This window comes from Ralstonia nicotianae, from assembly GCF_018243235.1.
In the GTDB taxonomy this organism is placed as follows: domain Bacteria; phylum Pseudomonadota; class Gammaproteobacteria; order Burkholderiales; family Burkholderiaceae; genus Ralstonia; species Ralstonia nicotianae.
Genome location: NZ_CP046674.1, coordinates 1,980,221 through 1,998,916, shown reverse-complemented (window position 1 = coordinate 1,998,916; position 18,696 = coordinate 1,980,221). Strand labels below are relative to the sequence as shown.

Sequence of the window (18,696 nt, the reverse complement as noted above, 5' to 3'; positions counted from 1 at the left end):
GATCTTGCGGTACAGCTGGCCTGGGCGATTGCCCCGGCGACGATGACAACGGCGCCGCTGGCTTACGCCTTGACGGTGCGATGTTGACCGAACAGATTCGCGATCGCGGCGAAGAACTGGGCGAACGTGAATGCGTTGCCGGTCGGACGGCGGTAGTAGTAGATACCTTCGGACATTTCGCGTTCGATCATCTCGCGTTCCAGTTGATCGGTCAGCTTCAGGTCGTTCGTGTTTTGCATGATTGGCCTCTTAGGGAATTCCCGGTTAGGGAATACCCGAATCATACACCGGATGATGCGATGCACCATACGTAAGCCTACGTATGCACCATCATGCGTTGTTTCGCTGCCACGCTTGCTTGGCGATGCACCAATATGGAGCATCGCCATTGGCGCTGCCTCTACTTGACCGGAATCGGCTGGCCGGCCGGGATCGGCACCGCCGTCACACTGTTCTTGGGGCTGCCGGAAATGACCTTGTCGGAATAGGTCAGGTAGACCAGCACGTTGCGCTTGCGATCCACCGTGCGCACCACGTGCAGCGTCTTGAAGATCAGCGACAGGCGCTGCGTGAACATGTCGTCCTGCTGCGGCAGCGGCTTGACGAAGCGGATCTCGCCGACCTGCCGGCAGGCCACCGAGGCTTCGCTCACGTCTTCGGCCACACCCAGGGTGCCCTTGATGCCGCCCGTGCGGGCGCGCGATACATAGCAGGTGACGCCGCCCACCAGCGGATCATCGAAGGCTTCGATAACGATCTTGTCTGACCCGGTGATGCGGAAGTTGGTATTGACGCTGCCGATGTCCTCGGCGGAGGCGGTGGTCGACAGCAGGGCGGCGGTGAGCAGGGCGATGGAAAGGATCGGGGCGGGCATGGTTTGCGGGTGGCAAAGGAAAAAAAGGCGATGCATTCAAAGCAGGGCCGCGGGCGGCCATGGCGTGGGGTCATCGGCCTCCGGACCCGGGCCGGCCCGGGCGGACTGCTCGATGCGGCGATGCAGCGCGTCCATGAAGACCTTGACCTTGGCCGGCATCAGGCGGCGGCCGGGAAACACCGCGTAGACGCGCATCGGCGGTGACCGGAAGCCGGCCAGCACCTCGCGCAGCGCACCGGCGGCAATCAACTCTTCGGCAAACGCCGAGGTGATGCGCGCGACACCGAGGCCGGCGACCGCCGCCTGCAGGCGCAGTTCGCTGTTGGAGGTGCGCATGCGGAAATCGAGCGGCAGGTTGAGTGTTTCGCCGCCGGGCGCGCGGAACTGCCATTCGGATTCGCTGGACAGGCCCAGGCATGGCCAGTCGATCAACTGGTTCGGGTGGTTCAGGGGCCCGAGCCTGTCCAGCAGCGCGGGCGCGACCACCACGGCGCGGCGCAGATCGAACACGCGCTGGGCCACCAGGCCGGAATCGGGCAGCGGCTCGCGGGGCACCGTCAGCATGATGTCGTAGCCCTGGGAGAGCGGATCGACCTGGCGCGGCGCCACGTCCACCTCGATGCGCAGACCGGCATGCTCGCGCATCACCTCCAGCACGACCTCGGCGAGCTGCCTGGCGGCGAATTCATACGGCATGGCGATGCGCAGCGTGCCGGCCGGCGACTGGAACGTCGCGGCGGCATCTTCGGAGACTTCGCGCAGGCGCTGGAACAGGGGGCCGGCGTCGCGCAGCAGCGCTTCGCCGGCATCGGTCAGGCGCAGGCGGCGCGTGCTGCGCTCGAACAGCCGCGCGCCCAGCTTGCCCTCCAGCCGCGACACCGCCGTGCTCACCGACGACTTGGGCAGGCCCAGCCGGTCCGCTGCGCGCGTGAAGCTGCCGAGCGTGGCCACGGTGCAGAAGGTGTCCCAGTCGTTCCAGTCCGTCGTTCGCATGGTTGAACAATGAATTTGTGATACGGCGATTTCCACGGGTTTCCAAGCAAATTACCATCCCGACATGAACACGCCAAGCACGGACCACACGCCTTCTGCCCAGTCGGCGCCGCGCCGCCAGCCGGCCGGATCGACGGTCGCCAGCCGGCTGGAGCTGCGCATGGTCGGCATGGTGATCGGCCTGGCGACCGGCGTGGATTACATGGCCAACCTGATGTTCTCGATCGCCGGGCCGCATATCGAGGGCGGGGTGCTGGCCTCGCAGGACGTCTACCTGTGGGCGGTGACGTCCTATGCGGCGGCGGCCAGCCTGGCGATCCTGGTGACGGGGCGGCTGGCCGACCGGATGACCTATCGCCGGCACACGCTGCTGTCGCTGCTGATCTTCATTGCCGGCACGCTGATGTGCGCGGCGGCCGAGGGCGGCACCATGCTGATCGTCGGGCGGGCCGTACAGGGCTTCGGTGGCGGGCCGATGCTGTCCACGTCGCGTATCTTCGTGCAGCACAGCCCGGCACACGAGCGCCGCACCATGATGAAGGGGATGATCTACGGCATCTTCGGGCTGACCTGCGTCTCGCCGGTGCTCTCCGCCGCGCTGACGGAGCAGTTCGGCTGGCGCGCCATCTTCGTGGCCCAGTTGCTGGTGGCGGTGATGGTGTGCGGCCTGGTGGCGGCGTTCTACCCGCATCCCCACCGGCATGAACGCACGGGCGACTTCGCCTCGCTGGACTGGCCCTCCGCCATCGCTTTCGGCCTCGCCGCGCTGATCGCGCTGCACGGCTTCCAGCAGGCGCGCTTCGTGCACCCCGACGGCTCGCCGGCGCAGGTGCTGCCCATCCTGGCCGTGGTCGCGCTGGTCGCCTGGATCGGCATCCGCCAGACCGGGCACCCGCTGCCGTGGGTGGACCTGCGCGCCACGTTGCAGCGCCGCTTCATGGTGGGCATGGTGTTCTATGCCATCTACTACGGCTTTGCCAGCGCGTGGAGCTTCCTGTCCTCCAGCCTGCTGCAGAACGGCCTGGGCTTCCGCTACGAGACCACCGCGCAGTTCATGAGCCTGTCGGGGCTGGTGACGCTGCTGCTGGGCATCGCCAACTTCCAGTTGACCGATTACCTGCCGCGCAAGCACGTGCTGATCGCCATCGGTTTCGTGTTGATGGCGGGCGCGATGCTGTGGCTGTCGCGCACGGCCATGCCCGGCGCATCGGCCGGCGTGCTGGCGCCGGGGTTCGTGATGGAGGGCATGGTCGGCATGCTGGTGGTGATCCAGGTGGCGGGGCTGACCTATGTCGACCTGCCCGCCGAGGACTTCGGCCATGCCTACCAGTTCAAGGGCATCATGCGCGCCTGGGCCCAGGCCTTCGGCACGCTGCTGGCGACGTTGATGCTGCAGCGCGGACAGGCGCAGCACCGCACCGACCTGGTCGGCCATGTCTCGGCGCTGACGCCGTCGTGGCTGTGGCCGCATCCGCTGCAGGGTGCGGAACTGGTGCGGCTGTCAGCGGAGATCGACCGGCAGGCGACGCTGCTGGCGTGCAGTGACCTGTTCGTCTGGGGCGCGGCGATTGCGCTGGTGTGCGCGGTGGCGATTCTCGTGCAGCGGACGTTGCGCTGATGCCCGGCGCCGTCCTCGGCGAGGACCGGGGTGGCGCGGCGCGCGGGTGTCAGCAGGACGGGCACGGCCGATACGCCGATGGGGTGGCACGGGGTGCGGCATGGATGTCGCACATGGACGCGTCTTCGGTTGGGGGCACAGCACCATGCCGCGCGGCGCGCTTCGCCGCGTGTGGGCGCGTGCCTGTGTGAGGTGCACCTTGGCGCGCCGGCCATTGCCAAATGGGTTTGCCACCGCAGTGCGCACGGTTCACCGATGGGGCGCACTCGCACCCGGCAAAAGCGAAACCGGCGCAACCGGCGCGAAATTGCCAAGGCGATCAGTGCCTTGAAAGCGAGCAGTTCGCTCGCCGGTCTAGTGCTTCGCCTGCAAAGGCGAGGCCACGGGAGCGGCGCTCTATGGTTGACGTGAATAAACCAGGAGACGATTGTGGACACGCATGACCTTGCCCCCCCACCGAACGCCTGCGCCGCCGATGGTGCGCAGCTCGCCGGTGGAAACCTCGACACGCTGATGCAGCGTGCCCACGAACTGACTCACGCGGCCGCGCGTGCACTGGGCCTGGATGAGCCGGCCGCCGCGCAGGCGGCGGACGACGGTGGCGTGGTGCTCAACGGCACGCTGGTCACCGTGACCCCGATGCCGCTGGAGGGATTGGCCGGCGAAGCGGGCGACGGTGCGCTGGTGGTGTCCGCTACGCTCGGCTGCCGTGTCGGCGCGCTGGATGCGCGGGCGCTGTGCGCCCTCTTCGCGCACGCGCCGGGCGTGCTGGCGGTCTACAACGCCGCCATCGGTTGCCAGCCCAACGGGGAACTGGTGCTGCACCGCATGGTGCCGGTGCACGACGCCGTCGTCGACACGCTGGCGCAGGACCTGGTCGTCACGCAGCAGCTCGCCGTGCTGTTGGGCGATGCGGCAACGCAGGTGAGGACACCGCAATGAAAATAGGTGGAACCCAATCCGGTCCGGTCGTTCCCAGCCCAGACTCCACGGTCGAGGGCAGTCCCGCGCCGCTCACGCACGGTCCGACCTCGACCGCCCCGACCACCCCCGAGCCGCGGCAAGTCTCGGGCGAGCACGGCGGGCATCTGCGCAGGCGGGTTGGCGCGGGCGCTGCCATGGTGTCGTCGATGACGCGGCGTGCGAAGCTGCCCGAGGCGGTGGACACGGTGCGCAACGCCAGCCTGACGCGGGCGCTGCAGACCACGGTCAAGGGCGTGGTTGCGCCGGCGGTCACCTTGACAGGCAGTGTGCTGTCCACCGTCGGCAAGGCGGTGCGGCAGGCGTCGCAAGCGCCGGCCTCCAGCTTGCCGTTGCAGCGGGCCCTCGGGGGCGATCTGACCCAACCCGATCGGCAGATGGAGGCACACCGTAAGGCGGTGAATTACGGCAAACATTCCGCGCAGCATCTCGATCGCATCGTGGCATTCCTGCACGGCGTGTTGCGCCTGAGCGCCGGTACGTCAACGGCGTTCGGCGTGGGCCGCAATGCGGGCCTGGCCGCCGGCGACGCGCTGGGCCGCGCCGAACGCGGCGTGCCGCAGGCCAGCGGGGTCATCACCGGCAGCGAGGCACCGGCGCGGACGATGTCTTCGCAATCCGCGTTCCTGCTGGCCGCGGCGGGTGTGCAGCAGTGGGCGCTGGGGGCGGTGACCGGTGCGGCGGGCAACCTGGCCGGTCAGGTTGTCGCCGGGCCGATCATCAACATGCTGCCGCGCCAGTTTCAGGCCATCGACGCCCGCGCCGTGGTGCCCCAGGAGATCGTGGAGCTCATGAACGCGCTGAAGCCGGGGGCCGGCAACGAACTGCGCGACAAGGCCAAGGCGATGCAGGCGGATATCGCCAACATCGCCAGCGACAGCAGCGTGCGGCTCGGCCAGATCGCGTTCGACTCGATCACCACCGCGCGCATGGCCGCCCAGGGCGGCACGCCGCTGGGCGTTGCCGGTCAGATCAGCCTGGGCCTGGCGGTGTCGGGCACGGCCGGGGCCGTGATCGGTGCGGTGATTGCGGTGCGGCAGTCGACCGCCACGATCGACGTGCCGAAAGCCGATGCGTTGCGCGCGGCCCTCGAATTGGCGCCCGCCGACCGGCCCGCCGTGCTGGAAACGCATGCCGTGCCGCTGTTCTTCGCCAAGCATGCCGCGATGCCGGCCACGGCGGCGGCAGGCGATATCGAGACCGGCCATATCGCGACCGCCGCGCAACCGCACCAGCAGGAGCAGATGTCGCGCATGCATGCCGCAGTCCAGCAGGTCAAGCAGATGGTGGGCGGGCTCGGCGGCCTGGTGACGGCGCCGGCCGGTGCCATCGCCAAGGCATTCACGGCGGGCCCGCTGCTCGAGCCGCAGCCCACGGTCGAGGGGGCGGCGCCGTCCGGCCAGGCGAGCCGTGCCACGGCCACGGTCTCCAACGTGCTTGCCAGCGGCGTCCGGCGCACGAAGCTGATGGCCGAGTCGACCGCCGTGACCAGCCTGATGTCCACCGGCAGCGCCATGCTGGCCAGCGCGACCGAAGGCCCGGCACGGCGCGCTGTGCTGGCGCTGGGCAACGCCATCGGCATCCACGCAGCCATCCGGCCCTGGTTCAACGCCCTGGCGAACGATATCCCGGCGGGCGACAACGCCATGCGCGCCGAGCGCCAGCAGCATGTCAACGCCCAGGTGCAGCGGCCCGAGCAGCCGGAAGTCTGACCCGGGGCGGCCGGGCGCGGCCGACGGCGGCGGGGCTAATCGAGCGGCTGCGCCGTCGCCGTGACCGCGGCCTGGGGCACTTCGCAACCGCGGGCCGCGCCGGGGCCGCCCAGGTCGAGATGGTGCATCAGCGTGGGCGCCAGCACCTTGAGCACCTGCGTGGTCAGGGCGCTGGTGAATTTGTACCTGGCGGCCTCGGGGCCGGCCACATAGGCCACCACGGTGCCGAAGTAGCGCTCGCCCAGGTAGAACACGAAGGCGCCGGAGCGGCTCACCACGCGCTCGGAGATCAGGCCGCCGCCGCGGCTGAAGGTCTTGTAGCGGTTGTCGCCGGTGCCGGTCTTGCCGCCCACCGGCACGGCGCTGCCGTCGGGCAGGACGAAGGTATTGGCCACCCGCTTGGCCGTGCCGCCTTCGACCACCTCGGCCAGCGCCGCCTTGACCAGCTGCGGAATCTCCGGCGGCAGCACGCGCTCGCCCGTGGCAGGGGTGCGGCACAGGCTGACCTCATAGGGCGTGCCGGCGGCGAAATGCAGGCGGTCGATGCGTACGGTCGGCATGCGCAGGCCGTCGTTCTCGAGGATGCCCATCAGCTCGGCCAGCGCGGCCGGGCGGTCGGCGCTGGCGCCGATGGCCGTGCCGTAGGACGGCACCAGCGCGTCGAACGGATAGCCGAGCCGCTTCCACGCCTGGTGGATCTGCTGGAAGGCCTCGATTTCGAGCATCTGCCGGATGCGCTTGTCCTGGGCGCCCTTGCGGTGCGATTTCAGCAGCCACTTGTAGACCTCGATGCGCTCGGCGGCGCTGGCCTGGTTGACCTGCGCGAGCGTCGCCTGCGGATGCTGGCGCAGATAGGCGACCAGCCACAGCTCGAGCGGATGCAGCCGCGCGATGTAGCCGCGGTCGGCCAGGTCGAAGCGCTGCGGCCCGTACTTGTCGTAGAGCTTGGCGACGGCCGACGCATCGAGCCCGGCTTCGGGCAGGTAGGCGCGGATGAAGGCCGCCAGCTTGTCCGGCCCGGCCTGCGGATCGAGCGTGCGGAAAAGGGTCGCCAGGCGCACCGGCGTCGCGTGCGTGCTCTGCACCAGGATCGCTTCCTGCTCCTGCGGGCGCTTGCCTCGGTATTTGCTGTAGAAGCGTCCCATGAAGAGGCGGCCCTCGCGGTCGGCGAAGCGCTCGAGGTAGCGCTGCCGCTGCGGGGACGTGTCGTCTTCCAGCGCTTCGGCGCCGGCGCTGGGCAGTTGGTGCTGGTAGTAGCGTGAGAGATCGCGCATCAGCCGCACGAACACCAGGTTCACGGAATGCTTGAACCCCTCGCGCACCGTGAACTGCTGATAGCTCTCCCAGGGCTCGAAATTGTCGAAGTGCTGCATGCCGCCGCCGGTCGTGAACCATTCGCCGGCGTTGCCCGAGTATTTGCGCTCCAGCGAGGCCGCCAGCATGGCGGCCAGGCTGCGGTCCCGTGCCTGGGCGAGGTAGTCGACCGCCCAGCGCTCGATCGGGTTCTGCTTCGAGACCTCCACCTTGCGCAGCGCGGCGGGCGCGAGCGCGGCATAGCGCTGGTGCAGTTCGGCGACGATCTCGAGATAGGTCACCAGCGTGCGCAGCTTGGCCGTCGAGCCCAGGTCGAGCTTCACGCCTTCGTTGATGTCGAACGGCTGGTCGAAGGTGTCGGCCTGCACCAGCACACGGTTGGTGCCGCCGCTGCGCTCGAACAGCGTGAAACTGTAGGTGACGCCACGCGGGTCGCCGTGCTGCAGCATCTTGTCGCCGATCAGGCCGGCGGCCTTGGCGTAGGCCGGGTCGCGCAGCTTGATCAGCTCGGCCGTGACGTCGCGCTGCAGGGCGGCGTCCAGCGTGCTGCCGACCGTCAGGTCGAGCCGGTCCAGGTCGTACATGCGCGGCACGCCGAGCATGGCGGCCAGGTTGACCCGCACGGCATTGGTGCCCTTGCGCTCAGTGGCCACGGCAGGCGCCCGCACGCGCTGTGCCTGCTGCCTGAGCGACTGGGCCAGCGCGGCGTCGCGCAGCGCCGCCGGGACAATGCCCGCGCCCGCCAGCAGCCGCAGGTAGGCGTCGGTCAGCGTTTCGAGATCGTCGAGGTGCTCCAGGTAGTAGGATGGGCGCCGCTGCGAGATCAGCAGGCTCAGCGCCTCCTTGTAGGCCAGCGCGCGCGCCTCCAGCGTGGCCGGCGAATGCGCGTCAAGCAGTGCGTTCACCTGTGCGAAGTCGCGGCCGTACCAGACCCACAGGCCGTCGCCGATGCCGAGCACTTCGCCGAAGCCGTTGCGCGCGCCCAGCGGCACGGTGTTGAGGTAATCGACCACCAGCTGGTGGCGCACCACGGTGGTGTCCTCGCCGTCGAGGTAGGCGCGCACCGATGCCGATGCCATCTGCCGCAGCTTCTCCTGGGCCGATTCGGTGCGGCCTTCGGGCGAGTGCCGGTATTTCTCGATCTGCGTGGCGAGCGTGCTGCCGCCGGGCGACTCGTGCTCCGGGTCGGCCATGTGCAGCACGCGGTCCCACATGGCGCGGGAGAAGCGGCCCCATTCGACCGCGGGGTTGCGCCGGGGCTGCTCCGGATCGAGCAGCATGCGGTTCTCGATGAACAGCAGCGCGTCGACCAGCGCGGGCGGGACCGTGTCGAAGCCGGCGTAGACCCGCTCCGGATGGCGCCGGAAGTAGATCAGGCGATTGGCTGCATCGAACACCTGCAGGCCGGCCTGGGTCTTCTCGTGATACGGCGCGTTGAGGCCCAGGTTGATGGTCGCATTCATCGTGCCCGAGGGCACGGCCTGCTCGGCCACCGCGTAGCCGCGCGCGCGCAAACGTTCGAGATAGGTCGGTATCTGGCTGTAGCCGAGGCGCCGGTCGTAGGGCCCCGAGTTGGGGTAGTGCACGGACGGGCTCGGGCCGGGCCGCAGGGGGAAGGTCAGCTTCTTGCCGAGCTGCGACAGGTAGGACGCCTGTAGTGCCGAGGTCTGCAATTCGTCCGACACGAGATAGGCAAGGGCCGCCACCAGCAGGAAGGGCGCGGCAACCAAGGCGAACTTGACAGATCGGCGCATTGTTTTCAACCGCAACGCTCCAAGTGTGGACGTGCCTTTGTTGTTCCACTCTACTGCATGCGGGGCAGCCGTCAATCCGGCGCGCGCCGCCGCGCCCGGGGCGCCGCTATACCAGGCGACCGGCAGCCAGAACGATTGCTTTGCGGCGACACGCAAGCCCGGCCAACAAGGGCTGCCGGCAATCGAGCCGGCACAGTCCCGCTCCGGCTACGCGTCGCAGCGGCAAGCGTGGATTCGTCTCGATTTCAACTTCCGGACGAATCGGCCGGTGGGCGCAGGGCATCTCCCGCGCAAGCCTGATCGAGCCGTGGCTCGCGCAAGGGCCGCATGGCGATCAGGCGTCGGGGACGCCGGAGACGGGCGCGCCCTGACGGAATGATCGAGGGCCGTGCCGATGTCGGCGGGGATAACCGCCCTGGCGGGATGTGGCGCCGCGGCTCCACCGGCCCTTTGCCCCGTAGCCAAGAGGCATCGGGACATCCGCCTCTCGCAAGAGCAAGAGGCGTGGTGAAAAGTGCTCAATAAGACTCTTTTTTCGCGACGCCCTAAAAAAATTTTCGACCGAGATCACCGCCAGACGCAGCGTATCTGAAGAAAAAGTCGGCTTCGTCGCGCTATGGCGTCAAATTTCAGACCAAAAAGCGCCGATCTGTCCGCTTGTCGCCGAATGGCATGCCGCCTACCATACGCCGCCATGTGCCGGCCCCGTGCAGCCTCGCGCTTTGCAGCGAGCGGCCGGCCTCGCTACCAGGAGGTTCGTATGGCGTATCCCCCCATCCCCGTGCCGGCGGACGCCGCGCCCAGTGCCAACACGACGTGGCAGGCGCGCAGCCGCGCGGCGGTCTGGCACCCGTGCACGCAGAACGCGCGGCTCGATGCCATGCCGCCGCTGCCGATCGCGCGCGGCCAGGGGCCGTGGCTGATCGACTTCGACGGCAAGCGCTACCTGGACGGCACCAGCTCGTGGTGGGTCAACCTGTTCGGCCATGCCAATCCGCACATCAACGCTGCGCTCAAGGCGCAGCTGGACATGCTGGAGCACACCATGCTGGCCGGCGCCACGCATCGTCCGGCGGTGGAGCTGGCCGAGCGCCTGGTCGGGCTGACGGGCGGCGTGCTCGGGCATAGCTTCTTCGGCTCGGACGGCGCCTCGGCGGTGGAGATCGCGCTCAAGATGAGCTTTCATGCTCACCGCAACGCGGGGCAGGGCGCGCGCAGCCGCTTCGTCTGCCTGGAGCACGGCTACCACGGCGAGACCCTCGGCGCGCTGGGCGTGACCGACGTGGCGATCTTCCGCGATGCCTACGATCCGCTGATCCTGCAATCGCACCGCGTGGCGTCGCCCGATGCCCGGCTGGCCGGCCCGGGCGAGACCGGTGCCGATGTGGCCGAGCGCGCGCTGGCCGCCCTGCGCGATTGCCTGTCGGCCAACACCGGCACCATCGCCGCCGTCATCATCGAGCCGCTGGTGCAGTGCGCCGCCGGCATGGCGATGCACGACGCCAGCTACCTGCGCGGCGTGCGCGCGCTGTGCGATCAGTTCGGCGTGCACTGGATCGCCGACGAGATCGCCGTGGGCTGCGGCCGCACCGGCACCTTCTTCGCCTGCGAGCAGGCGGGCGTGTGGCCGGACCTGCTGTGCCTGTCCAAGGGCATCAGCGGGGGCTATCTGCCGCTGTCGATCGTGCTGTCGCGCGATGCCATCTATGACGCCTTCAACGAAGACGCGCCGGTGCGCAGCTTCCTGCATTCGCACTCGTACACCGGCAACCCGCTGGCCTGCCGCGCGGCGCTGGCCACGCTCGACCTGTTCGCGGAGGAAGACGTCTTCGCCCGCAACCGCGTCACCGCTGCCCGCATCGCCCAGGGGCTGGCGCCGCTGTCGCACGATGCGCGCTTTGCCCACCTGCGGCAGGCCGGCATGATCACCGCGTTTGATGTGCACCCCGAAGTGGCCGGCCCGCGCTTTGCCGAGCGCTTCGCGCTGACGGCGCGCGCGCATGGCCTGCTGCTGCGGCCTATCGGGCACACCGTCTACCTGCTGCCGCCCTACGTGCTGACCGACGACGAAACCGACACCCTGGTCGAACGCACGCTGCACACCCTCGAAGACACGCTTGCGCAAGCCACCGGCGCGCACGAAGGAGAAACCCATGCGATTGCTTGACGACCTGCGGGCCGGCCTGGACGCCATCGACGCCGCGCACCTGCGTCGCGTGCGCCGCACCGCCTACAGCCCCACCGACCGCAGCCAGCGCATCGACGTGCCGGGCGGCGAGCCGCGCGAGATCCTCGGCTTCTGCGGCAACGACTACCTCGGCCTGGCCGCGCATCCGGCGCTGATGCAGGCGGTGGGCGAGGGCGCCCGCCGGTACGGCTTCGGCAGCGGCGCCTCGCACCTCGTCAGCGGCCACTCGGTGGCCCATGCGAGGTTGGAAGCGCGCATGGCGGCCCTGCAGGCGCCGCATATTCCCGATGCCGATGCGCTGTGCTTCTGTACCGGCTACATGGCCAACATGGCGGTGGTCAGCGCGATGGCGCAGGCCGGCGGCATCCAGCCGGCGCAGGACTGCACGGTCTTCTCCGACGCGCTGAACCACGCCTCGCTGATCGACGGTGCCCGGCTGTCGCGCGCGGCGGTCAAGGTCTATCCGCACGTCGACCTGGCCGTGCTGGAGGCGCAGCTGGCCGCCAGCACCAGCCGCAACAAGCTGATCGTCACCGACGGCGTGTTCAGCATGGACGGCGACATCGCGCCGCTGCCCGAACTGCTGGCGCTGGCCGAGCGCTTCGATGCCTGGCTGATCGTCGACGACGCGCACGGCCTGGGCGTGCTCGGCACGGACGGGGTGGGCGTGCTGTCGCACTTCGGGCTGCGCTCCGAGCGCCTGATCTATATCGGCACCTTCGGCAAGGCGGCCGGCGGCGCCGGGGCCTGCGTGGTGGCGCACCGGATGGCGGTCGACTGGCTGGTGCAGCGGGCCCGCACATATATCTTCACGACCGCCACGCCGCCCGCCGTCGCCTGCGGGGTGGAGGCGGCGCTGGACCTGATTGCGGGGGAGGAGGGCGCCGCGCGCCGGGCCCGGCTGGCCGGCCACATCGCCCGCTGGAGCGATCACGCGCAGCGGCTGGCGGCACGGTTCGGCTGGCAGTGGATGCCGTCGCCCACCGCGATCCAGCCGCTGGTGATCGGCGAGAACGCGCCGGCGCTGGCGCTGGCGGCGGCGCTGGAGCGCGAGGGCATCCGCGTCGCCGCGATCCGCCCGCCGACCGTGCCGGCCGGGACCGCGCGGCTGCGCATCACCCTGTCCGCCGCGCACACCGAGGACGACATCGAGCGGTTGGCCCGCGCGCTGGAGGCGGCCGGCCAATCGCAGCAATCCGCCGCCCGCGCTGCCTGACATGCCGGTGCGCTTCGACTGCTTCGTCACCGGGACCGACACCGAGATCGGCAAGACGCTGGCCAGCGCGGCACTGCTGACGGCGCTGGCCGGCGCCGGCTACCGCACCGCGGGGCTCAAGCCGGTCGCCGCCGGCACGCTGGCGGGCGCTCCCGAGCGCACCAACGAAGACATCGAACAACTGCGCGCTGCCGCCACCGTCGGCCTGCCGATGGCGACGCTCTGCCCGTGGCTGCTCGACGCGCCGATGTCGCCGCACCTGGCGGCCCGGCGCGCGGGCGTGACGATCACGCTGCCGCCCATCGTCGATGCGCTGGCGCAGGCCCGGACACAGGCCGACGCGGTGGTCGTTGAAGGCGTCGGCGGCTTCCGCGTGCCGCTGTCGGATACGTTCGATACGGCGCAGCTGGCGGTGGCGCTCGGCCTGCCGGTGGTGCTGGTGGTCGGCCTGCGCCTGGGCTGCCTGAACCACGCCGCGCTGACGGCCGAGGCCATTGCCGCACGCGGCCTGCGCCTGGCCGGCTGGATCGGCAACGTGGTCGACGCCACCATGGCCGGGCTGGACGACAACGTGGCCACCCTGCGCCGCTGGATCGACGCGCCGCACCTGGGCACGATCCCGCGTCTGCCGCGCCCGGACGCGCGCCTGGCCGCGTCGCACGTGGACATCGCACCGCTGCTGGCGCGCTGAAACGCCGGGCAGCGCTACACTGTCCAACTTCACGAGATTTCGATCACGCTTGGATGGAGACGGCTGTCATGCGCGCAATGCGTTGGCTGGCGGTGGCCTGCGCGGCCGCCGCGATGGCGGGATGTGCCGCACTGGAATCCCCGGTGACCAAGGGGCAGCGGCTGATCGGCGGGGATGCCGCCGCCGTGCAGGCGCAGTTCGGCCCGCCGCGCGAATCCTACACGCTCGATGGCGGCACGCGCTGGCTGTATCCGACCCAGCCCTACGGGCAGTTCACCTATGCCGCCGACTTCGACGCCGCCGGCAAGCTGGTCGCCTTCAGGCAGGTGCTGCGCAGCCTGGAGTTTGCCCAGGCCAGGGTCGATGTCTGGACCCGCGACGATGTGCTGCACCATTTCGGCAAGCCGGTGGAGACCGCTTATTTCTCCCGCATGGATCGCCTGGTCTGGTCGTACCGCTTCAAGTCGGACGACGTGTGGCCGTCGCTGATGCATTTCTATTTCGATCCGGCCGGCGTGCTGCGGCTGACCCAGATCACGCCCGATCCGCTCTACGATCCGGACCGGCCGCGGGTGTTCCACCGGTAGACCGTCCGCACGGCCGGCATCCTCCAGACGCTGCGTTGATGCGGCACAAGTTTTCTGTGCGCTAAGGGTTCCTCCCGCATTGCACGGCCTGTCCGGCGACCTAATCTAGAAAGCAGGGAAGGCGGGTGCCCGCCGGGCGCCTGCCCATGCAACCGCCGCCAGAACGGACGCTGAAGACAGGGGGTGCATCATGCTGACGCAGCGTTGGGTCGACATCGATCCCATGGAAGCGGAACACCATCCGCTGTATGGCATTGCCGGCTGGCTGCCATGGGTGCTCGCAATTGCCGTCGGCGGACCGACGTGGGTGTTCTGGCAGGGGCTGTCGGTCAACGCGCTGCAGGTGGCGGGCGCCGATCTCTTCAACGCCGACACCCCGGGCAGCGGCGTCATCAACCTGACCCTGCTGCTGTACCTGATCTCGACGACCACCGTGCTGGTGCTGGCCACGACGCATGACAGCGCGTTTCGTCCCGCCATGCTGGTCCACATGGCGACACTGCCGCCGATGATCGGCCTGATGCTGCTGGTGGGCGGCATCCCCGGGGCGCGGCAGGCGCTGATCGACGGCGTGGCGGCCGCGCTGCTGATGCTGGCGACGTGCGGCATCTACCTCCAGCTCTCGCGCCGGGTGCGCATGACCTTCGAGCACCGGGCGCCGGCCAGCGGCGAAGCGACGCCGCGCCTGTGGCATCGGCGGCGTGTGGCCGGGTGAGCAGGCCGGGGCTTGCCGCTATTCAGTCGATCGGCGCGAACCGCGGAACCTGGCGGCCATCGACCTCGACCATCTCGTGGAACATGGCCGACGGACGCACCCAGACGGTGCCGTTGGCGGCCCGGTAGACCGTCATCCGGACCGTGGGATCGGGCTCGTACGTGGCCTCGCACAGCCATTCGTATTCGCCGCCCTTGTAGTGGCGGTAGCGGCGTGCCGGCGTGTTCTGCATGGCGGCCTCAGGACTGCGGCTTGCCGTCGTCGGTATCGACGTAGGGCGTGTGCTCGCCTTCCTGCGTCTGGGTGCCGAGCTTGGCGTTTTCCATGGTCTGCTGATAAAGCAGCATCGCGTTGGCGACGGCCTCGGGCTCGCCGCTGAAGCTGATCACGCTTTCGCCGCAGTTCGGGCATTCGCCGCCGAAGATGGCGCGGATGCCGGGCAGATTGCGCGGCTCCATGCCGTCGAAGGTGGTAAAGGCGGTCTGGCAGGCGCCGCAGACCAGTTTTTCCGGGCGCAGCGCATCCAGCCGCGCCTGTGCCTGGGAAACGCGCTGCGCCTGCGTGCCGCGCCGCTTGGCTTCGCCCATGATGTCCTTCCTGTGTTCTTGGGGGTAGTGGAAGGCGCGATGATACCGAAGCCGACTCGAATGCGGTCCGAAAAACGATGATCGCGGGTTCGTTGCTGCCGTGAAGCGGGCCCGGTTCACGGCACGATGCCTTGTTTCGCGCTGCATCCTGCCCGATCCGGCGCGCCTGCAGGCGGCTAGCGGCGCATAGGCATCGCGTAGGCCCGCTGATACGACGCAGAAAACGTCGACAGCGCCCTCAGCGCTGCCTCCGGGTCATGCCCGGGCTTGAGGGCGAAGCTGTCAAAGCCGCAGCGGGCCAGGTAGTGCACGGTATCGATCATGACGTCGCCCACGGCCCGCAGCGCGCCCTGCCAGCCCAGTGGATGGCGAAGCAACTGAGCGATCGAATAGCCGCGGCCATCCGTGTAGACCGGAAAGTCGATTGCGATCATCGCCAGGCCGGTCGGGTCGATGGTGGTGGCCCCAGGCTCCAGCAACCCCGCCGGATCCGCGTCCGGTGCCAGCCACACCGCAACCGGATGCCGGCGCCGGCGGTACTGCCGCCGATAGGTCATCCAGTTCTGCAGGGTGACCCGATAGCCCGCTTCATCGGGGGGGCACACCTGGTCCCCATTACCGTGCTCCACGGGATAGGCCCGCCAGGTGTCCGCCGTCACGCGGCCGTCGCAGAGGATGTTGCACGGTGCATCGCGAGCGGTTGCGTCAGGCGCCGCCATGCGCTACCTCTGCGTGTGAGCGCCGCGCCGCGATGGCCGCGTCCGGGTACACCGCGGCCTGAAAGGGCTCGATGCCGATCCGGCCGACCACGTCGACGAATCGTTCGGCATCGCTGTCGCGGTGCGCGAGATAGGTGTCGATCAGCCGCTCGATCACGTCCGGCACCTGGGCCTGGGCAAACGACGGGCCGATGATCCGGCCGATGGCCGCGGGCGAATCGCTCCCTTCCGGCCCGCCGGCCCCATTCTGCCGGCCGCCCAGGGTGATCTGGTACCAGGCTTCTCCGGCCTTGTCGACGCCGAGGATCCCGATGTGGCCGATATGGTGGTGCCCGCAGGCGTTGATGCACCCGGAGATGTTCAGGTCCAGTTCGCCGATGTCGTGCACGTGGTCCAGGTCATCGAAGCGCGCGTGGATGGCCTGGGCAAGGGGGATCGACACCGCATTGGCGAGTGCGCAGAAGTCTCCGCCGGGGCAGGCGATGATGTTCGTGATCTTGCCGATGTTGGGCGTCGCGAGTCCGGCGGCGCCGAGGTCCTGCCACAGCGCGAAGAGGCCGCTGCGCCGGACATCGGCAAGGATCAGGTTCTGCTCGTGGGAGACGCGCAGCTCGCCGAAGCCGTAACGGTCGGCCAGGTCTGCCATGGTCTCCATCTGTTCGGCCGTGATGTCGCCCGGCGCCCGGCCCGGCGCTTTCAATGACGCGGTCACCGCGACGTAGCCCGGTACGCGATGCGGGTGCACGTTGCCGCGGAGCCAGCGCCGGAACGACGGGTTCGCCTCGGCCAGCGCCGCCGTGTCATCGGGGTCGTTCGCCGCTTGGGCGTCATAGGGGGAGACGGTGAAGCGCGCCGCGACCGAGTCGACAAATGCCTCGGTGACCGTGTCCGGCCCCCCGCGGATCGGTCGCCACTGCTCGTCCACCTGCCGGCGGAACACCTCGGGCGTCAGGTCTTTCACCAGGATCTTGATGCGCGCCTTGTACTTGTTGTCGCGGCGCCCGTGCAGGTTGTAGACGCGCAGCGTGGCCTGCAGGTAGGTCAGCAGATCCTGCCAGGGCACGAATGGATGGATCAGCTTGCCCACCATCGGGGTCCGGCCCATGCCGCCGCCCACCCATACCCGGAAGCCGATCCGTCCGTCCTGCCCGACCGCCTGCAGCCCGATGTCGTGTATGCCGACCGCTGCCCGGTCGGTCAACGCGCCGCTGACCGCGATCTTGAACTTGCGCGGCAGGAACGCGAATTCGGGATGGAGCATCGACCATTGCCGAATGATTTCGCACCAGACGAGCGGGTTGACGATCTCGTCGGGTGCAATGCCTGCAAAGTGGTCCGTCGTGGTGTTGCGGATGCAGTTGCCGCTGGTCTGGATGGCGTGCATCTGGACCGTGGCCAGTTCGGCCAGGATGGCGGGGGCGTCTTCGAGACGCGGCCAGTTGAACTGCAGGTTCTGCCGGGTGCTGAAGTGGCCGTAGCCGCGGTCCCAGCGCCTGGCGATCCCGGCCAGCTTGCGCAGTTGCCGGGACGCGAGCATGCCGTATGGAATCGCCACGCGCAGCATCGGCGCATGGCGCTGGAGATACAGGCCGTTCTGCAGCCGCAGCACGCGAAACTCATCCTCGGTGAGCTGCCCGCTCAGGAAACGGCGCGTCTGGTCCGAGAACTGGACGACGCGTTCGTCGACAAGCTGCTGGTCAATGGCGTCGTAGATGTACATCGTGGGATGTCTCCTTGCGCTGCGGGCTAGTCGCGCGCGCGTGCCCGCTCGACCGACATGTCGGTCGGCATCATGTTCTCGTTGGCGTTGTGCATGACCCACAGGGAGCCCGCCACGACGATGGCGATCAGCAGGCCGGTGCAGACGAAGATCGCCGTATTGCCGCGCTGCCCCGGGCTGGTGCCCAGGTGGAGGAAATACACCAGCTGCACCAGCAACTGCGCCACACACAGGCCCACCACGCCGGCGAGCGCGAGGCGGGCGGGCAGCGCGCCCGTCATCACGGTCGCGAACGCGGCGAGCGTGAGCGCAACCGACAGCAGCAGGCCGACGGTGTAGCCGCGCAGGCTGCCGTGCGGCGCGGTCTCGCCGGCGTGCACGCAGTGGAGGTGGGACGGCTTCATGCGAACTCCCGCAGATAGACGAAGGTGAACACGCAGATCCAGACCAGGTCCAGGAAGTGCCAGAACAGGCTCAGGCAGGCGAGCCGGCGGCGCACGACGCCGTCCAGGCCGAAATGCCGGACCTGGTGCACCATCACGGCCAGCCACAGCAAGCCCGCCGTGACGTGCAGGCCATGGGTGCCGACCAGCGTGAAGAAGGCGGAAAGATAGGCGCTGACGCCGGGGCCCGCCCCCTCATGCAGCAGATGGGAAAACTCGTACAGCTCCATCCCGACGAAGAGCGCCCCGAGCAGGAACGTGACCCCGAGCCAGCGCACCATCCGTGGCGCCGCATCGGCGTCCTGCTTCAGCAGGGCGATGCCGAACGTGTAGCTGCTGACCAGCAGCAGCATGGTCTCGGCAAACACGAACGGCAGCTCGAACAGTTGCCGGCCGCCGGGCCCGCCCGCTGTGCTCCCGGAGAGCACGCCGAAGGTCGCGAACAGGATGGCGAAGATCAGGCAGTCGCTCATCAGGTAGAGCCAGAAGCCCAGCGTCGTGTTGAACCCGGTGTCGTGATGCGGGTGCGGGTGCGCCGCCTCGGGCGCCGTGGGATCCAGGGTCGGGGAAAGGGTGTGTGTCAT

18 protein-coding genes are annotated in these 18,696 nt (G+C 69.1%); 8 read left to right on the top strand and 10 right to left on the bottom strand.

All coding sequences use genetic code 11. The annotated features are described in order from the left end of the window. Positions 1–62: 62 nt before the first annotated feature. From GO999_RS09000 to GO999_RS08990, 3 genes are all read right to left on the bottom strand, one after another. Positions 63–239 carry a hypothetical protein gene (locus tag GO999_RS09000; RefSeq protein ID WP_011001419.1) on the bottom strand — a complete coding sequence of 59 codons (177 nt, stop codon included), beginning with the start codon at positions 237–239 and terminating at the stop codon, positions 63–65. A gap of 161 nt (positions 240–400) precedes the next feature. After that, a complete protein-coding gene (locus tag GO999_RS08995; protein ID WP_019718839.1) occupies positions 401–874 on the bottom strand; it encodes a CreA family protein in 474 nt (157 codons plus the stop codon). A gap of 36 nt (positions 875–910) precedes the next feature. Then, a complete protein-coding gene (locus GO999_RS08990; RefSeq protein WP_016725263.1) occupies positions 911–1,867 on the bottom strand; it encodes a LysR family transcriptional regulator in 957 nt (318 codons plus the stop codon). A gap of 64 nt (positions 1,868–1,931) precedes the next feature. Here GO999_RS08990 and GO999_RS08985 point away from each other — a divergent pair, with 64 nt between their 5' ends. The 3 genes from GO999_RS08985 to GO999_RS08975 all read left to right on the top strand — a co-directional run bounded on the left by GO999_RS08985 (position 1,932) and on the right by GO999_RS08975 (position 6,178). Further along, on the top strand, positions 1,932–3,485 hold the full coding sequence (locus GO999_RS08985; RefSeq protein WP_211906150.1) for an MFS transporter: 1,554 nt from the start codon (positions 1,932–1,934) through the stop codon (positions 3,483–3,485). A gap of 429 nt (positions 3,486–3,914) precedes the next feature. Then, positions 3,915–4,427, top strand: coding sequence for a hypothetical protein (locus GO999_RS08980; protein WP_011001423.1), 513 nt, complete (start codon positions 3,915–3,917; stop codon positions 4,425–4,427). Beyond that, on the top strand, positions 4,424–6,178 hold the full coding sequence (locus tag GO999_RS08975) for a type III effector protein (protein ID WP_211906149.1): 1,755 nt from the start codon (positions 4,424–4,426) through the stop codon (positions 6,176–6,178). The genes GO999_RS08980 and GO999_RS08975 overlap by 4 nt, the downstream gene beginning before the upstream one ends. Before the next feature lie 35 nt (positions 6,179–6,213). Here the strand turns inward: GO999_RS08975 and GO999_RS08970 are convergent, their stop codons facing one another. Next, positions 6,214–9,246 (bottom strand): transglycosylase domain-containing protein, encoded by a 3,033-nt coding sequence (locus GO999_RS08970; RefSeq protein ID WP_211906148.1) that lies wholly within the window; start codon positions 9,244–9,246, stop codon positions 6,214–6,216. 760 nt (positions 9,247–10,006) lie between these two features. On the opposite strand from GO999_RS08970, the gene bioA reads away from it, so the two are divergent. The 5 genes from bioA to GO999_RS08945 all read left to right on the top strand — a co-directional run bounded on the left by bioA (position 10,007) and on the right by GO999_RS08945 (position 14,643). Continuing rightward, the gene (bioA, locus tag GO999_RS08965; RefSeq protein ID WP_211906147.1) at positions 10,007–11,413 is read left to right on the top strand and encodes an adenosylmethionine--8-amino-7-oxononanoate transaminase; all 1,407 of its coding nucleotides are present in this window, start codon (positions 10,007–10,009) and stop codon (positions 11,411–11,413) included. Further along, positions 11,400–12,650, top strand: a complete 1,251-nt coding sequence (gene bioF / locus GO999_RS08960; RefSeq protein WP_064477785.1) for an 8-amino-7-oxononanoate synthase — start codon at positions 11,400–11,402, stop codon at positions 12,648–12,650. Before bioA ends, bioF begins: the two co-directional genes overlap by 14 nt. Position 12,651: 1 nt before the next feature. After that, entirely contained in the window at positions 12,652–13,341 is a 690-nt protein-coding gene (gene bioD / locus GO999_RS08955; protein WP_011001428.1) for a dethiobiotin synthase, read from the top strand. Between the two features lie 68 nt (positions 13,342–13,409). After that, positions 13,410–13,928, top strand: coding sequence for a hypothetical protein (locus tag GO999_RS08950; protein WP_071507730.1), 519 nt, complete (start codon positions 13,410–13,412; stop codon positions 13,926–13,928). A gap of 190 nt (positions 13,929–14,118) precedes the next feature. Further along, a complete protein-coding gene (locus GO999_RS08945; protein ID WP_016723050.1) occupies positions 14,119–14,643 on the top strand; it encodes a hypothetical protein in 525 nt (174 codons plus the stop codon). A 22-nt stretch (positions 14,644–14,665) separates the two neighbouring features. On the opposite strand, the gene GO999_RS08940 is transcribed toward GO999_RS08945, so the two are convergent. From GO999_RS08940 to cyoC, 6 genes are all read right to left on the bottom strand, one after another. After that, the gene (locus tag GO999_RS08940) at positions 14,666–14,875 is read right to left on the bottom strand and encodes a DUF1653 domain-containing protein (protein ID WP_011001431.1); all 210 of its coding nucleotides are present in this window, start codon (positions 14,873–14,875) and stop codon (positions 14,666–14,668) included. 7 nt (positions 14,876–14,882) lie between these two features. Then, positions 14,883–15,230, bottom strand: a complete 348-nt coding sequence (locus tag GO999_RS08935) for a hypothetical protein (RefSeq protein WP_020831982.1) — start codon at positions 15,228–15,230, stop codon at positions 14,883–14,885. A 176-nt stretch (positions 15,231–15,406) separates the two neighbouring features. Further along, entirely contained in the window at positions 15,407–15,949 is a 543-nt protein-coding gene (locus GO999_RS08930) for a DUF934 domain-containing protein (protein WP_019718828.1), read from the bottom strand. Beyond that, positions 15,936–17,669, bottom strand: coding sequence for a nitrite/sulfite reductase (locus GO999_RS08925; RefSeq protein ID WP_011001800.1), 1,734 nt, complete (start codon positions 17,667–17,669; stop codon positions 15,936–15,938). Before GO999_RS08925 ends, GO999_RS08930 begins: the two co-directional genes overlap by 14 nt. A 26-nt stretch (positions 17,670–17,695) precedes the next feature. Beyond that, positions 17,696–18,073: a cytochrome o ubiquinol oxidase subunit IV gene (cyoD, locus tag GO999_RS08920; RefSeq protein ID WP_111374965.1), complete on the bottom strand. Its 378-nt coding sequence runs from the start codon at positions 18,071–18,073 to the stop codon at positions 17,696–17,698. Next, entirely contained in the window at positions 18,070–18,696 is a 627-nt protein-coding gene (gene cyoC / locus GO999_RS08915) for a cytochrome o ubiquinol oxidase subunit III (protein WP_118872242.1), read from the bottom strand. Before cyoC ends, cyoD begins: the two co-directional genes overlap by 4 nt.